This window comes from Ketobacter alkanivorans (genome assembly GCF_002863865.1).
Lineage (GTDB): Bacteria > Pseudomonadota > Gammaproteobacteria > Pseudomonadales > Ketobacteraceae > Ketobacter > Ketobacter alkanivorans.
Genome location: NZ_CP022684.1, coordinates 2,719,379 through 2,734,575 on the forward strand (window position 1 = coordinate 2,719,379; position 15,197 = coordinate 2,734,575).

At 52.2% G+C, this 15,197-nt stretch carries 14 protein-coding genes; 12 read left to right on the forward strand and 2 right to left on the reverse strand.

All coding sequences use genetic code 11. The features are described from left to right. Positions 1–168 precede the first annotated feature (168 nt). Together Kalk_RS11700 and Kalk_RS11705 are read right to left on the reverse strand one after the other, a co-directional pair. Positions 169–1,341, reverse strand: a complete 1,173-nt coding sequence (locus Kalk_RS11700) for an alpha/beta hydrolase (RefSeq protein ID WP_101894422.1) — start codon at positions 1,339–1,341, stop codon at positions 169–171. Beyond that, the gene (locus Kalk_RS11705; RefSeq protein ID WP_101894423.1) at positions 1,341–1,967 is read right to left on the reverse strand and encodes a VOC family protein; all 627 of its coding nucleotides are present in this window, start codon (positions 1,965–1,967) and stop codon (positions 1,341–1,343) included. Before Kalk_RS11705 ends, Kalk_RS11700 begins: the two co-directional genes overlap by 1 nt. Positions 1,968–2,232: 265 nt before the next feature. Here Kalk_RS11705 and Kalk_RS11710 point away from each other — a divergent pair, with 265 nt between their 5' ends. From Kalk_RS11710 to Kalk_RS11765, 12 genes are all read left to right on the forward strand, one after another. Then, positions 2,233–4,398 (forward strand): PQQ-binding-like beta-propeller repeat protein, encoded by a 2,166-nt coding sequence (locus Kalk_RS11710; RefSeq protein ID WP_101894424.1) that lies wholly within the window; start codon positions 2,233–2,235, stop codon positions 4,396–4,398. Between the two features lie 138 nt (positions 4,399–4,536). Beyond that, entirely contained in the window at positions 4,537–5,748 is a 1,212-nt protein-coding gene (locus tag Kalk_RS11715; protein WP_101894425.1) for a CaiB/BaiF CoA transferase family protein, read from the forward strand. A 68-nt stretch (positions 5,749–5,816) separates the two neighbouring features. Then, entirely contained in the window at positions 5,817–6,755 is a 939-nt protein-coding gene (locus Kalk_RS11720; RefSeq protein WP_101894426.1) for a hydroxymethylglutaryl-CoA lyase, read from the forward strand. 58 nt (positions 6,756–6,813) lie between these two features. Then, positions 6,814–7,581, forward strand: a complete 768-nt coding sequence (locus Kalk_RS11725; RefSeq protein WP_101894427.1) for a DUF3450 domain-containing protein — start codon at positions 6,814–6,816, stop codon at positions 7,579–7,581. Further along, on the forward strand, positions 7,578–8,999 hold the full coding sequence (locus Kalk_RS11730; protein WP_101894428.1) for a MotA/TolQ/ExbB proton channel family protein: 1,422 nt from the start codon (positions 7,578–7,580) through the stop codon (positions 8,997–8,999). Before Kalk_RS11725 ends, Kalk_RS11730 begins: the two co-directional genes overlap by 4 nt. Beyond that, on the forward strand, positions 8,999–9,541 hold the full coding sequence (locus tag Kalk_RS11735) for a MotA/TolQ/ExbB proton channel family protein (protein WP_101894429.1): 543 nt from the start codon (positions 8,999–9,001) through the stop codon (positions 9,539–9,541). The genes Kalk_RS11730 and Kalk_RS11735 overlap by 1 nt, the downstream gene beginning before the upstream one ends. Continuing rightward, positions 9,538–9,945, forward strand: a complete 408-nt coding sequence (locus Kalk_RS11740) for an ExbD/TolR family protein (protein ID WP_101894430.1) — start codon at positions 9,538–9,540, stop codon at positions 9,943–9,945. Before Kalk_RS11735 ends, Kalk_RS11740 begins: the two co-directional genes overlap by 4 nt. Beyond that, positions 9,945–10,556 carry an energy transducer TonB gene (locus Kalk_RS11745; protein WP_101894431.1) on the forward strand — a complete coding sequence of 204 codons (612 nt, stop codon included), beginning with the start codon at positions 9,945–9,947 and terminating at the stop codon, positions 10,554–10,556. Before Kalk_RS11740 ends, Kalk_RS11745 begins: the two co-directional genes overlap by 1 nt. 65 nt (positions 10,557–10,621) lie before the next feature. After that, positions 10,622–11,800 (forward strand): tetratricopeptide repeat protein, encoded by a 1,179-nt coding sequence (locus Kalk_RS11750; protein WP_158643453.1) that lies wholly within the window; start codon positions 10,622–10,624, stop codon positions 11,798–11,800. A gap of 2 nt (positions 11,801–11,802) precedes the next feature. Further along, positions 11,803–12,780, forward strand: a complete 978-nt coding sequence (locus Kalk_RS11755) for an NAD(P)H-quinone oxidoreductase (RefSeq protein WP_101894433.1) — start codon at positions 11,803–11,805, stop codon at positions 12,778–12,780. Between the two features lie 78 nt (positions 12,781–12,858). After that, positions 12,859–13,503, forward strand: coding sequence for a hypothetical protein (locus Kalk_RS11760; protein ID WP_158643454.1), 645 nt, complete (start codon positions 12,859–12,861; stop codon positions 13,501–13,503). 178 nt (positions 13,504–13,681) lie between these two features. Then, positions 13,682–15,028, forward strand: a complete 1,347-nt coding sequence (locus Kalk_RS11765; protein WP_101894435.1) for a fibronectin type III domain-containing protein — start codon at positions 13,682–13,684, stop codon at positions 15,026–15,028. The last annotated feature ends 169 nt before the right edge of the window (positions 15,029–15,197 follow it).

The window sequence follows — 15,197 nt, forward strand, 5'->3', positions numbered from 1 at the left end:
GCCTAAGCCTAGATCTGGCAATTTATTGCATTTACCTGTCCAGATCTTTTCGTAAACATATTATCTTTCTACCGCAGCATCGCAAACCAAGTCAATTAAATGCACAAAAAAGCGGCTGAGGTTACCACCGTCAGCCGCTTGATGTTGTGTTGCTTTTCTGTTTGTTTTTTAGGCGTCTGCAAAGCCGTTTTGTTGCAACCACTCCATACATTTGCCAGTGGCTTCGTTCAGTTTATCAGGCTGGCCAAAGTAGTAATGATTGGCGCCTTTTACTTCATACATTTCTTTGTTGTTGTGCCCTACGGCTTCATACAGTCGGTGGGTATGGCTGGGTGTGCAGGCATCATCGGCGGTGTTGCCGATCACTAAGGTGGGCACGGTGATTTGTTCTGCGCAGGTTATACCGTTGGCATTGGAATCATCGTAGCTCCATTGGGATAGCCAGCCGCGCAGGGTGTTGAATCGCGCCAGGCCTACTGGGCCGTTGTTCACCGTTTTTGGGTTGCCCAGATAGCACCAGTTGGCGGGGCGGTCGTTGGGGTCGAGCGTTGGGTCGATAAAGCGCGGGTCGGCCATGGTGCCGTGTACCACAAAGGCGAATTCTTCGGTGGTGAGGCCATCGTTGCGCAGTTGTGCCAGTTTTTGTTTTACCCAGGCGGTGATTTTGCGGTTGCGGGCAATTTGCGCTTGGCGGTATCGCGCTACGAATGCTTCGCTGTAAGGTGGCTGGTTGGGGTTGTTGGGATCGTACAGATCCAGTTCCACATCACGTTTGGTTGGGTCGTTTTCATCCAGTATGGAGGCATCCAGCCATTCGGTCATGGTGCCAGCGCGGCTGATGTGGGCAGCCAGCAGCATCATGCCGTCGGCGGGGATCAGGTTGGCTTTTACCAGGTCTAAAGGATCGCCTGCTGGGGTTTCGGTTATGGTGGGGTTTTCGGCCTGGGCCTGATAAAACAATGAAAGCGAGCCACCGCCGCTCCATCCCGCCAGTACGACTTTTTTGTAGCCTTTCTTTTCTTTGGCATCGCGCACGCAGGCGGCCATGTCCAGCACGACTTTTTCCATGATAAGGGCGCTGTCTGTGCCACGGTAGCGGCTGTTGCAATAGATAACGTGGCAGCCCTTTTTGGCCAGGGCCGATACCATGGGCAGGTAGGCACCACCGCCGATGGGGTGCATAAAGATGATGACGGTGTCGCTGGGTTTGTCTTTGGGTTTGAGCCAGTAGGATTCCAGGGCCACAAAATCGGCGCTGCCGCCGTAGGTGTCTTTAAAACTGGATTGTTCGGCAAAGGCCAGCAGGTAGGGGATGCGGTCGTATTCGTATTTCTGGCTCATCAGTTTGCCTCTTCTTTTTTCACTTTGGAGAAATCCGCTTTGCTGGTGTCGATGCCGCGCTGATCCAGCAGGTCGGCGCTGATGCGTTCCAGTTTCATGGGGCGGGTGCGGGTGGTCCAATCTTTGAGGGTTTGGTGTGCTTTGGCGCTGTCTTCGGCGAGGATGGCATCGTAGTTTTTGTCTTTTACGGTGAGTTCGACCTGTACGCCGTTGGGATCGTACATGTAAATGGAGTGCACAAAGCCGTGATCGATGGCGCCAAAGCAGGGGCGGCCCATTTTGTTGATGTGGCGGCGCCAGGCTTTGAGTTGTTCCATGGTTTCGACTTCGAAGGCGATGTGCTGGTCGAATCCGTGACGGGCGATGAACATTTTTTCGTCTACGTCATCGGGCACGTCAAAGAAGGCGATGAAGTTGCCATCTGTGGTTTGAAAAAACAGGTGCATGTATTCACGCTTTTGGGCGCGGCCTGGTTCTTCGTCAAACACCATGGCGGCGGCCAGTTTGAATCCCAGTACGTCTTCATAGAACCAGCGGGTTTGTTCGGCATCCCGGCAACGGAAGGCGGTGTGGTGCATGTTGTGAACGGCTTTGCGTTCGATGGTGGGCTTGTCTGTCTGGCTCATGATGCTTCTCTCGGCACTCGTTGGTCTTAATTTTTTGGCGTTCGACTTATGGGTCATGATTATGGATTGTATACAATCATAATGACTGGGCGGTTTCAACCGTTAATTTATGCCCTCCACAGGGTTCTTGTTTGCCTGATTGCATACAAATAGATCTATAAGGGTTTATTTGATCAAAAAAAATCACATATCGGTGCAACTTTGTGAGGGCCCGGTTCGTATTTCCAGTAAGTCGATTTGATTAAGCCAATACTGGAGATGAACCATGACCACTTTCAACACTGCACACACTAAACCCCTCTTTACTACTAAATCCCTGATGAGCCTTGGCGGCCTGTGCCTGCTGTCGGCGTTGACCGCCTGCGGTGGGGGAGGCGGTGGCGGTGGCGACAACGTAGCCGATACCGCAGCCCCTAATGCGGTGATTGCGTTTCCCACCCCGTTTTCGGCCACCGATGGCAACAGCCTGATCGTGCGCGGCAGCGCCTCGGATGCCAGCGGCGTGGCACGGGTGCGGGTGAACGGCATCGAGGCCACCAGCAGCAATGGCTTTGGCACGTGGCAAGCCACCATCCCTCTGGAGCTGGGGCTGAATTCAATCACGGTGGAAGCGGAAGATACCGCCGGGAATGCCAATCGCACTGCTGCGACGGCCACCATTAATGCGCTGGGTCCGCGCACGAATTCCATCGAAAATCTGATCATCGATGCGGCCAACAACCGGGCGTTGGTGCTGGATCGGGGCCTGGAAGCGCTGTTTGAGCAAGACCTCACTACCGGTGTTCTGCGTGTCATTTCCGATAGCACCACGCCGGATGCGGTGAATGGGTTTTCGTTTCCCTCTGACTTGGCACTGGATGTCGCCAATAACCGCGTGCTGGTGATCGATGCCTCCCTTAGGGCGTTGATTGCGGTGGATTTAACCACTGGGGCCCGTACGGTGGTGTCCAACAATTCGATTCCCGATGCCAACAGGCCGTTTGGGGCTCCGGAGCACATGGTGCTGGATGAGGCCAACAACCGGGTGTTGGTATTGGATCCGGGTAGCAAGGTGTTGATGGCAGTGGATCTTGCCACGGGCGCGCGCAGTATCATTTCCAATAACAGTACCCCCAATGGCAGAAATGCCTTTGGCTCGCCCCGTGGGCTGGTGGCGGATTTCGTCAACAATCAGGTGTTGATTGTGGACAGCGGCGTGGATGCGATGATGGCAGTGGATCTTGCCACCGGGGCCCGCTCGATTGTGTCCGCCAATAACGCACCGGCTGGCGATCCAACGTTCATCAACCCGGTGGATATGGTGCTCGATACGGGTTCTCGGCTGGCGTGGGTGGTGGATCGCAATCAGGATATGGTGATTGTGGTGGATTTGGTCACGGCAGAGCGCCGGGTGGTTTCCGAAGGCTTTGACGACCCGCGCCGCATCGATTTCGACCGCACCAACAACCGTTTGCTGGTGCTGGATCGGGGGCTTGAGGCCACCGTGGCGGTGGATTTGAGTAATGGCAGCCACACCCTGCTGACCGAGTCCAACAACACGCCCAACGCAGACGTACCTTTGGTTTTCCCCTCGGATATCGCTCTGGATCTCGCCAACCAGCGCGTACTGGTGGCGGACAGGGGCGCCGATGCAGTGATCGCCGTATCTCTGGTGGACGGGGCGCGCCAACTGGTAGCCGATGGGAGCACGCCCGTGGGCAGTCTGCTGGAAAATCCCGAGGGTATCATGCTGGATCTCGCCAACAACCGCGCGATCGTGGCCGATACCAGCCTGGATGCCCTGCTGACGGTGGATCTGGTGGATGGTTTCAGTACGCTGCTGTCGGACGCGATTACCCCGAATACCGACAATGCCTTCGGTCGCCCAGCCCGCATGGTGTTCGACGCGCGCCAGAATCGCATCATCGTGCTCGATACGACTTTGGACGCATTGATTGCGGTGGATGCCCTGGACGGTTCACGCACGGTGCTTTCCAGCAACGATGTACCCAATGGGGACAATCCTTTCAGCATCCCCGCGGGCATGGTGCTGGATACCACGAACAACCGTATTCTGGTGGTGGATGAGGGCGTTGCCCAATTGATCGCCGTCGATCTCACCACCGGTGCACGTACCGTCCTGTCGAGCAACGAAGCCCCCAATGACGCCAACCCCTTTGGCGATCCGGAATCGGTGGTGCTGGATTTGGCCAACAACCGGGTGCTGGTGGGGGATGATGACCTGGAAGCCATCCTGGCGGTGGATCTGACCGATGGCAGCCGCACGGTGATCTCCGATAACACGTTCCCCAATAGTGCCAACGTACTGGATGACCCTGAAACCATGGTGTTCGATGCAGATAAGCAAATCGCCATTGTGGTGGACGTGGATCTGGATCAAATCCTGGTGGTGGATGCACTGACCGGCGAGCGGGTGATTCTGTCACGCTGATCCCTTGACTTATGGGTCTACTTTCTAGATTGTATACAATTATGATGAATGCGCGGGTCAGCCTGCGCATTTTTGCCCTGAGGAGCGCCTTCCTCGGGGCAATTGCATACAAACAAACACGAATTAGAAGGTTATGCCATGGGTGCTTTGTCTCACGTTACGATTTTGGATCTGACCCACATGTTGTCGGGACCCTATTCCAGCCAGTTGTTGGCGGATATGGGGGCCAACTGCATCAAGGTGGAGCCGCCGGGGCAGGGAGAAGGCACCCGCAAGCTGCTGGCCGACGATGAAAACTACTCTATAGACGGAGTTGGCGCTTACTTTCTTACTCTTAGCCGCAATAAGAAGAGTGTGGGCATTGATCTGAAGAGCCCACAGGGGCTGGCGCTGTTCTATGAGCTGGTGAAGCAGGCCGATGTGGTGATCAATAATTTTGGTGAGGGCGTGCCCAAGCGCCTGGGGATTGATTACGACACGCTGAAACAGCATAACCCGAGGATTATTACGTGCTCTATCACCGGCTTTGGCGAGACCGGGCCGGATCGTAATCGTGCTGCCTTTGATCTGGTGGCGCAGGGCATGGGGGGCGGGATGTCGATCACCGGTGAGCAGGGCGCGCCGCCACTGCGGGCGGGGATTCCCATTGGCGATCTGGGTGGTGGTTTGTTTGCCACTATTGGTATTTTGGCGGCGCTGAATCAACGCGATCAGGCCGGGCCTGGGCAGGGCGTGGGCCAGCATGTGGATATATCGATGCAGGATTGTCAGGTGTCGATGCTCAATTATATGGCCACTATGTATTTAATGAGTGGGGTGCAGCCCCCAGCAGTGGGCAATAGTCACTTTGTGCACGTACCTTATGGTACCTTTAAAACCACAACCCGTTATTTGATTCTGGCTTGTATGGGGGATGGCTTTTACCACAAACTTGCGGCTATGTTCGGCGATCCTGAGCTTATGGATCCGAAATTTGTCACTCAACCGGTGCGCTGGGAGCATCGTGATTTCATCAATCAGCGGGTGCAGTCTCATATTGAGAAGGAAAGCTGTGAATATTGGCTGGATCAGCTTAAGGAACACCGTATTCCTGCTGCGCCGGTGAACGATTTTGCCCATGCCTTTAATGATCCGCAGATTCAGGCGCGGGATATGGTGGTGGAGGTGCCGCTGGGTAATGGCGAGACAGTAAAACAGCCGGGTAACCCGGTGAAGCTGTCTGGCGCGGGGCCGCAAACCTTTACGCCTCCGCCAACCCTGGGCCAGCACACCGGTGAGATTCTGGGGGATGTACTCCATATGACCCATGCCCAGATCGAAGAATTACGCCGTGCAGGGGTTATCGCTTGATCACCCCTTGGCTGCTTGCCGTATAATCGACTGATAAATCCATTCATAGCAGCTGCGATAACAACATCATGCGTGAACAAGTCTTTATAAATGAGGTAGGCCTGCGGGATGGCCTGCAAAATCAGCCGAACCCTGTCTCCACTGCCGCCAAACTCAAGATGGCCCAGACGCTGCTGGATGCCGGGGTGAGCTATCTGGAAGCAGTGGCGTTTGTTCACCCGAAAGCGGTACCGCAAATGGCAGATGCTGTGGATGTGCTGGCAGGATTGGGCCCATTGGTCAGCCAATCTGCGGTGGAGGTGTCTGCATTGGTACCCAATATGAAGGGGTATCAGCGGGCCATTGAGCATGGAGTAACATCGGTGGCGGTGGTGTTGTCCTCTACTGATACTTTTAATATGCGCAATTTGAACATGAGTTTGTTGCAAGCCAAGGAAACCTGCCAACAGGTGATTGCCCAGGCCAACGCAGATAATATCAAGGTGCGGGCTTATGTGTCTGGCGCTTGTGCCTGCCCTTACGATGGCACGACTCCGGTGGATGTTGTGCATCAACTGGCAGCGGAGATGATTGAATTCGGTGCCAACGAAATTTCCATCGGCGATACAATTGGCGCAGGAAACCCGCAACAGATCAATGATATTCTGGGGCCACTTGTGCAACAATTCGGGAGTGAATGCTTTAATCTGCACTTACATGATACCCGAGGCCAGGCTTTGGCGATGGCATGGGCTGGCATTACACAGGGCGTGCGTCGCTTTGATAGCTCCATTGGCGGCTTGGGTGGCTGCCCGTTTGCACCAGGTGCCTCTGGTAACGTCGCCACAGAAGATTTAGTGTATATGTTAGAACAAGCCGGGTTTGATACCGGTATTGATATTCAAAAATTGAGATCAGCGGTGAGCGCCGCAGAGTTGGCCACTGGGCAACAATTAGGAGGCCGCATCCTGCAATGGATGAAATCCCAGGAACTTCGGGAACAACAAAAACAATCGCCCTGCCTATAAAAGCTATTTTTAAACGCGGGCCAAGGTAAGTTACACAAACTGAGTTGTACTACGCATCATGATGAGACTTTCTGTCAAACTGATGGTGGCCGGCCTGCTGATGTTTGCGGGGGCGTTTGCTTTCGCAGATAAAACCGATCGCATCATCGAGGGTGAAAAAGCCAATATCCAATCTGCCGTTGCCTCTCAGGAACGGGTCAATACCATCAGCGGCAAAACCCAGCAACTGTTTCAGGATTTTCAACTGGAGCTGAAACGTATTGAGGATTTGACCGCCTACAACACACAGCTAGAACAGCAAATCCGTCGCCAGCAACAAAGCATGCTGGAAACCGAGCAATCCATTCAGGATGTAGCCATCATCGAGCGCCAACTTTCCCCTTTGCTGAACCGCATGGTGAAATCACTGGAGACCTTTATCCGTTTGGATGTGCCGTTTCTGTTGGATGAGCGTTTTGAACGCATTGCCTTTCTTAAACACACGTTGGGCCGCACCGATGTGGATCTATCGGAAAAGTTTCGCCAAGTGATCGATGCCTATAACGTAGAAGTCGATTACGGCAACACTATTGAAAGCTATCGTGGCACTCTCAAGCTGGCGGATCATTCCAGTGAGGTTGAGTTCTTAAGAGTTGGCCGCGTGGCGTTGATGTATCAATCGCTGGATGGCAAAAGAATCGGTGCCTGGAATAGCGAAACCAAACAGTGGCAACAGCTGGGTGCAGCTTATTCCCGCGATATACGCCAGGGCTTAAAGGTTGCTAAGAAACAGGCTGCACCGGAGCTGCTTACGTTGCCGATTTTGGCACCGGAGGCAGGATCATGATGATACGTTTCTGTTCACGCCGCCCTCGATTACCTGCGTTTATATTCTGCTCTGCTTTGATTGGTTCCCTGATCCTGGGTTTGATTGCCCCTGTGCAGGCTGCATCACCCTGGCAGCCCAAACCAGAAATCGAATCCCTTGACGAGTTACTGGATTTGGTGAAAGAAGGGCGCATCGAACAATCCAAAGAGAACAACGCCCGCGAACAGCGTTTTAAGCAAGATCAATCCAAACAGCAATCGCTGCTAGATGATGCGATTAAAGAACGAAAAAAACTCGAACGTCGCAGTGAGCTGTTAGAGGCCACTTACGATGAGAACAAAAAGAAATTAGATGTATTGAGCCTGCGACTTACAGATCGTTTGGGATCATTAAAAGAACTGTTCGCACATCTGCAAACTTCCACTTCAGAAGTATCAGGCCAGTTACAGCAATCCATCACCTCGGTGGAGTTTCCTTCCCGGTTTCTGGAGCTGGAGGAACTGTCTGATCATTTAGGCAGTAGCCGCACGCTGCCGCGCATCAACGACATCGAACAACTGTGGTTCCAGATGCAACGGGAGATGATCGAATCCGGCAAAATCAAACACCTGAACCTGGAAGTAATCACCACCGAAGGACAACCGGTTATGGCAGATGTAGTACGCATCGGTGCCTTTAACCTTCTGTCGGGTGATCGCTATCTGCAGTTTATTCCCGAAACCGGTAAAGTCATCGATCTGAATCGGCAACCTGCCCGTTATATGCTGGGTTACGCCGAAGACTTCACGCAAAGTACGGAAGGGTTTAACGCGGTGGCCATTGATCCAACCCGCGGCGCTTTGTTGAATATGCTGCTGGATGCGCCAGATTTTGTTGATCGGGTGGAACAGGGTGGCTTTATCGGTTATGTCATTTTGATCATCGGTGCCATCGGTGTGATCCTGGCGCTGGAACGCATTATGTTTTTGATCATCACAACCCGTAAGGTGGCCGATCAGATGCGCCTGAAAGAGGTGCGCCGGGATAACCCGCTGGGCCGCGTTGTGCTGACCTATGAACAGAACAAATCCCTGCCGTTGGAATCACTGGAACTGAAATTGGGAGAGGCCATTTTGCGGGAACGCGGCCCTCTCGAAAAACACCTTACTTTGATAAAAATCGTATCCGTGATCGCGCCGTTGCTGGGCTTGTTGGGTACCGTCACCGGTATGATCAACACCTTTCAAACCATTACACTGTTCGGAACCGGTGATCCAAAATTAATGGCCGGAGGCATTTCACAAGCGTTGGTCACCACGGTACTGGGCTTATCGGTTGCTATTCCTGTGGTGTTTTTCCACACCTTGGCCAGCACCCGCAGCAAGGCCATCATCTCGGTATTAGAAGAACAGAGTACCGGTTTGGTAGCAGAACGGGCGGAGCAGGAGCACACATAATGTGGGCGGTGCTGGAAGCCTTTGCCATTGTGCGGGATTTCCACTTTGCCGGTGGTATTGTGCTGTGGACCATCGGCATCAATACCCTGCTGATGTGGACGATGATCTGTGAGCGAGTTCTGTATTATCGCTTTGCCCTGCCCAAAGATGTCAATCGAGTTACTCACGCGTGGTTTTCCCGCGATGATCGCAGCTCTTGGTATGCACAGCAAATTCGTCAGCGTCTGGTGGCCGACATCAGTATTCACGCGCATTTTTCCTTGCCCGTTATCAAAACCCTGATCACCCTGTGCCCATTGTTTGGTTTGCTGGGCACGGTAACCGGTATGATCGAAATTTTTGATGTTATGAATGCCTTTGGCATGAACAACACGCGCTCCATGGCATCGGGTATTTCCAAGGCTACCTTACCCACCATGGCAGGCATGGGATCTGCCATTTTTGGTTTGATGGCATACCGAACCTTGTTGCGTTATTACGAAAAGCAAGTGCAGGCCATTGCTGATCAACTTTCCCTGTCCACTCGAGGAATCACCTCATGAGACGGCCGTTTTATCGCGTTACTGAAGATGAAGATACCGGCATCGATATGACCCCTATGCTGGATATTGTATTTATCCTACTGATATTTTTTGTGGTGACTGCCTCCTTTGTTAAGGAAACCGGTATTGATGTAAACCGCCCACAAGCCAAGACTGCCATCACCAAGGAGACCGCCAACATAAAAATCGCCATCGATGCTAATGACGTGATCTGGATTGATCGCCGCCAAATCGATGATCGCAGTGTAAAACCAATGCTGGAAAGAATGCATATTGAAAACCCCCAAGGGGCGCTTATTGTGCAGGCTGATCGCAAGTCTACTAATGATAAGTTGGTGCGGGTTATGGACGCTGCACGGCAGGCAGGTATTAATTCTATTTCCATTGCAGCAGTGGATCAGTAATGATCGTCAGACGCTACATAATTGCGTTTTTTATAGCGTTTGGCGTGGTAACGTTTCTGTTCGCGCTGATGATCACGTTAATTAAAACCAGTGAAGTACCCGTAAGCAGTAACGGTGCGCTGAACATGGTGGATTTTATTCGCTCCAAAAAAGATCGCGATTTGGAACTGGAGCAAGCAAAACCGGAGCCGCCACCACAGCCTGCTAAGCCACCTCCACCGGCTGAATTGCAAATGGAATCCGTAAGCAATATAGCGGGGGAATCTTTTACGATTTCTGAGCAACCGGTTACGGACAGTTTTTCAGTTGAGCCTGGGTTTTCGATGGGTGAGGGTGATGGAGAATACTTACCCATTTATCGAGTGCCACCGCAATACCCGCGCAAGGCTTTATTTGATCGGGTAGAAGGCTGGGTGGTTGTGGAATTTACTATTGGTACCCAGGGGGAAGTTAAAAATCCAAGAGTGGTCAAATCCGAACCCAGGGGTATTTTTGACCAGGCTGCTCTTGATGCCGTAAAGCGGTTTCGCTTTAAAGCCCGCACCATCGGAGGCACGCCCGTGGAAGTATCTGGCATTCAAAACCGCATTCGATTCAAGTTGAAAAAATGATGACTTGGCGCAGGTTATTCAACTCATTGCTGTTGTCTGTTGCGTGTAGCATCGGCGGCGTTGCGATGGCTGAAAACACGCCCACTCTCACCGCGTTGGTCTATAAAAAACTGGTTGAATCTCAACAAGCACTTCGTGATAAAAAACTGGATAGCTCGATGGCGATTCTTCAGGGCATTGCCAACAACGTAGAGAATACACCCTACGATAACGCCATGATCTGGCACATGCTAGGTTACATCCATTATGAGCAGGGCGACCTTAAATCTGCCGCCGAAGCGTTTGAGCGTGTGTTTGAGTTTGATGTTCCGCAAAGCCTGAGTCAAAGCAATCATAAGATTCTGGCGCAAACCTATATGGCGATGGATCGGTATAAAGAGGCATTGCCTCATTTACGCAACTGGTTAGAGCATGCCGACCGTGATCAAGAAGAAGTGCATGTGCTGATCGCCCATTGCCTGTATGAAATCAAGCAGTTCAAATCCGCTGTTTCTCACTTGCAAACGGCCATTGATAGCTACCGCGTCATGGGCAAAGCACCTCTAGAGCCTTGGCTCAACCTGTTGCAAGCCAGCTTGGCGCAAATGGATGATGTCAAACACCGTATTGATACCATTAAGTTGCTGTTGGCCTGGTATCCTAAACCCGAATACTGGTTGGCATTAGCCAGCAGCTACGCCCAGCTCGAAAAAATGGATAACTACCTGGCCATTCTGGCTCTGGCTCAGCGCAAGGAATTACTCACCAGCGAATCCCAGTATGTGTCATTAGCCAGTGTTTACTTTGCCCAGGGGGCCCCGCAAAAGGCCACCGAGATGCTCGAAGAGGGCATGCACAAACAATTGGTGCAACGCAATGTGCGCAATTTGCGCTTTCTGGCCTCTGCCTACAGTATGGCCCGTGAATTTCAGGCTGCGCTGATTCCATTGCGGCAGGCAGCCGCCCTCTCCGAAGACGGCGAACTGGACATTATGCTCGGTAATGCCTTGTATCAACTGGGCCGCTGGCAGGAAGCAAGCGCCGCGTTAGCCAAAGGCCTGGAGAAGGGCGAGGTGAAGCACACCACCACAGCGTGGCTGTTACTGGGTCAGAGCCTGCTGAATTTGAAACAATACGACGATGCTATTGCAGCATTTGAACAGGCCGCACTGGATGAACAGCGAGCCGATCAGGCTCAACAGTGGTTGAAATACGTGCGCTATGAGAAAGAGCGACAGGAAAAATTGAAGTTGGAGGCAAGCTGATCATGAAAGCCATTGTTATCGGAGCAGACAAATCACTGAGCTGGCAGCAGCTGGATTCAGAACCCGCGCCAGGCCCAAGCCAGGTAGCCATCAAAGTGCACGCCACGGCGGTTAATCGAGCCGATCTGATGCAACGGGCCGGTTTGTATCCACCACCACCGGGAGCCAGCGCTGTATTAGGGCTGGAATGCGCCGGTGAAATCAGCGCCGTGGGCGATGCCGTAACTCAATGGCAGGTGGGCGATCGGGTTTGCGCTCTGCTGGCCGGGGGCGGCTATGCAGAAACTGTGGTCTGTCACGCTGATCATGTATTGCCCATTCCTGCTGGATTCAGCTTTAGCGATGCTGCTGCACTGCCTGAAGTATTCGCCACCGCCTGGCTCAACCTGTTTATGCTAGCAGAGCTAAAACCAGGCCAAAAAGCGCTGCTGCACGCAGGCGCCAGTGGTGTCGGTACTGCTGCCATTCAATTGTGCAAAGCCATGGGCAACCCGGTATTCGTCACAGTAGGAGATCAAACCAAGCTCGATACCTGCCTGCAACTGGGTGCCGATGGCGGCCATGTACGCAGCGATGGTGAATTTGAAAATGCAGTCAAGACCTGGGCGGGCAAGTCCGGTGTCTCGGCAATACTTGATCCAGTTGGCGGCAACTATCTTGAGCAAAACGTAAGATGCCTGGATACCGATGGCAGTTTGGTGATCATAGGCCTGATGGGGGGCCGCAGCGCACCGCTGGATATTGGCCGTTTGCTGGTGAAACGGATTCGCGTGGTGGGGTCGACCCTGCGCAGCCGAGACGACTCCAGCAAAGCAGAGATCATTACCCAGCTGAAACAGCGGATTTGGCCACTGTTTGACTCGGGCGCAATCAAACCTATAATCCACAGCCGCTTCCCCATAGAGGAAGCCGACGCTGCCTTCGCATTGGTGGCCAGTAACCAGACCATCGGGAAGGTGATTCTGGAACTGCCACGGTAGCCAACGTAATCGTTACCTGCATTATTCAGGTATCATTGGTAGTATTAATGAAACGATCAGCAGATGGGAGCAGATCACGTGGAAGCACAAGCGCTGAATGAGCCGGAATCGGTCATTGAAATTGAGGACTTGAGCCTGTTTTCCGATCAGGGTGATCTGTTTAATGCGGCCGATACCAAAACATTTAACACTGTGCGCCTCAATCAAACCATCGCCAACTCCGCCCATCGTGCCCTGCAAGTCTGCAACGCCCAAGCGCAGTTGATGCTGGCCAAATACCAATCCGACAACGTGGATGAAATGAAAATCGCCCGGCTCAAAGCGGAGCACATCGCCTATGATCTGGGGGATTCTGAATACGATCCCGACGCTGATCGCGATAACCCCTTCGATGAATCCATTTTGGCTAACGCCTGGCAGGATGGTTACGAAAGCGCCCGCAGTGCCAAACGCTTCCGGCCCATGTTGCAAATTGAGCAAAAGTTTTGGGAGGAAGGGGTGAACACCGAAGACGCCCGCTCCCAATATGAACTCTGCGCTTTACAGCTCTATCGTATTGCATCCCGTCTGGAGGAAGGCGATCAGGCTGAGCGCGCCAAACGATTAGCCATGGAAATGTGTCGCTACAACGAAGGCGAAATGCCTTCTAACAATCGGCAGGCTGAGATCGATCTTTTTATGGCGAAACAAACCGAGCGCATTGCTAAAACCATCGATTTTTAACACCTGCATCGTTACTACTGATTACGTAGTTAACTACTACTCAAACCGTAGTTGGTTACTACGGTTTTGGGATTAGAACCTTAATCCCTGCCCCCCTATCATGCCTCCATCAAAGCGAATCACCAGTATCGACTCTTGATGACACTTCCTACGCTTTATTCTTTCATGGAGGCAAAACATGAAATTTGTTCATTTCAACTTCATTAAATGCATAACCGGCGCGATGCTTTGCGCATCCATCGGCTTGACTACTAATAGCCATGCCCTTGCTCCGGTCAATACAGATCCCACCACACCACCCGACTTGGGGCTACCGGCAGCACCCACCCTTTCCGTATCACGCAGTTCTATATCGCTGAGCTTGAGCATGAAGGACAGCTCAAACGAAGAAGACGGTTACTTTATCCAGATGCGCAACTCCAGTAATCAATGGGTCACCGTTCGCAGTAGCGGACCTTTGCACTCATACCAGTCCATCTCTGATACCCGTTGGGGGCTGAAACCGGATACTCGCTATTGCTTCCGTGGCGCTGCGTTTAACGCAATGGGCAATAGCTATTCAAAAATCAAATGCGCCTATACCTATGATGGTAATGAAAATTCGGTATGGCGAGTGCAGCTGGCGGTTGAAACCGGTGCCGGTGTGCATAGCGGTACCAACGACCAGGTGTGGGTGCGCATGAATTCCTCGTCTGTGAACGAATATCCACACGGCAATCTCACAGTGGTGGATTATCCATTTTCGGATTTTAGCCGTGTTACGACGCATACCGTTGATCTTAACCTGACCGGCCTGTCACAAATGAGTGACATCAATACTCTATCCCTTTACAAACAAGGCACTGACGACTGGTGTATCAAATCCGTTAAGCTGCTGGTGAACGGTATTGAGGTGTTTGTGAAAGATTACTCCAGCGCCAGTTCAGACTGCCAGATAATGCCGAGTTTATTTCCCGGTTTTGATATGTTGAGTTTTGACCGCTCAACGCTGCGTACTGCCAACGCATGGCATAGCTATGACGAGGATATTGCTCTGAGTCTGTTGGGTACCTTCGGCATTAGAAATACTGAGCTGGTATCCCGCCTGTCTGGCATGATCGGCCATAAAATGTATTTCAATGAACTTAGCTGGCGCGACGGTTATTATGATACCCCCATCTCTATTACCCCTGTCTGCAACAGCGCTAATCAATGTGATCGCCTGAATGTGGATCTGAACCTGTTAGCCGATGTCAGTATTCTGGATTTAGGCAATCTACACCCTAACGTAGACATCAATTTTGATTTGCTGGTGGAATGCGGTACCAACGAGTTAATCATCAGCACGGAAAACTTCTCTGTATCTGCAGATTCCGTCCTGGCGCAGGAAATACTCAGCCTCAGCCTGGTCAACTATGTGGATGGCCAGGTGGAATCGGCTATTCGCGATGCCTGGGACGCCATATCACAGTCCGTGCCAGGGATTCCCCAGTGTGAAGTGCAAGTTACCCAAGACGGCGATGTATATTTGCTATTAGCAGAGTAGTGTATCCATCCAGATCAGCTTTTAACCCACTGCAGCACACTTCTATCGGTGTGCTGCAACTATTTCATTACCTTATATACAAGTTAACCTACTGTTTTATATAGCTATATTTACTGTTACGACTCCTGCTGGCACACCGCGCCAAAACTCCTACACTTAGTGTATAAGC

Excerpts from the sequence above, each read along its gene's own strand:
- Kalk_RS11730 (WP_101894428.1), top strand. The coding sequence starts at position 7,578 with ATGATGATACGTTTCTGTTCACGCCGCCCTCGATTACCTGCGTTTATA.
- Kalk_RS11765 (WP_101894435.1), top strand. The coding sequence starts at position 13,682 with ATGAAATTTGTTCATTTCAACTTCATTAAATGCATAACCGGCGCGATG.
- Kalk_RS11755 (WP_101894433.1), top strand. The coding sequence starts at position 11,803 with ATGAAAGCCATTGTTATCGGAGCAGACAAATCACTGAGCTGGCAGCAG.
- Kalk_RS11750 (WP_158643453.1), top strand. The coding sequence starts at position 10,622 with ATGGCTGAAAACACGCCCACTCTCACCGCGTTGGTCTATAAAAAACTG.
- Kalk_RS11740 (WP_101894430.1), top strand. The coding sequence starts at position 9,538 with ATGAGACGGCCGTTTTATCGCGTTACTGAAGATGAAGATACCGGCATC.
- Kalk_RS11715 (WP_101894425.1), top strand. The coding sequence starts at position 4,537 with ATGGGTGCTTTGTCTCACGTTACGATTTTGGATCTGACCCACATGTTG.
- Kalk_RS11710 (WP_101894424.1), top strand. The coding sequence starts at position 2,233 with ATGACCACTTTCAACACTGCACACACTAAACCCCTCTTTACTACTAAA.
- Kalk_RS11720 (WP_101894426.1), top strand. The coding sequence starts at position 5,817 with ATGCGTGAACAAGTCTTTATAAATGAGGTAGGCCTGCGGGATGGCCTG.
- Kalk_RS11700 (WP_101894422.1), bottom strand. The coding sequence starts at position 1,341 with ATGAGCCAGAAATACGAATACGACCGCATCCCCTACCTGCTGGCCTTT.
- Kalk_RS11745 (WP_101894431.1), top strand. The coding sequence starts at position 9,945 with ATGATCGTCAGACGCTACATAATTGCGTTTTTTATAGCGTTTGGCGTG.
- Kalk_RS11705 (WP_101894423.1), bottom strand. The coding sequence starts at position 1,967 with ATGAGCCAGACAGACAAGCCCACCATCGAACGCAAAGCCGTTCACAAC.
- Kalk_RS11725 (WP_101894427.1), top strand. The coding sequence starts at position 6,814 with ATGATGAGACTTTCTGTCAAACTGATGGTGGCCGGCCTGCTGATGTTT.
- Kalk_RS11735 (WP_101894429.1), top strand. The coding sequence starts at position 8,999 with ATGTGGGCGGTGCTGGAAGCCTTTGCCATTGTGCGGGATTTCCACTTT.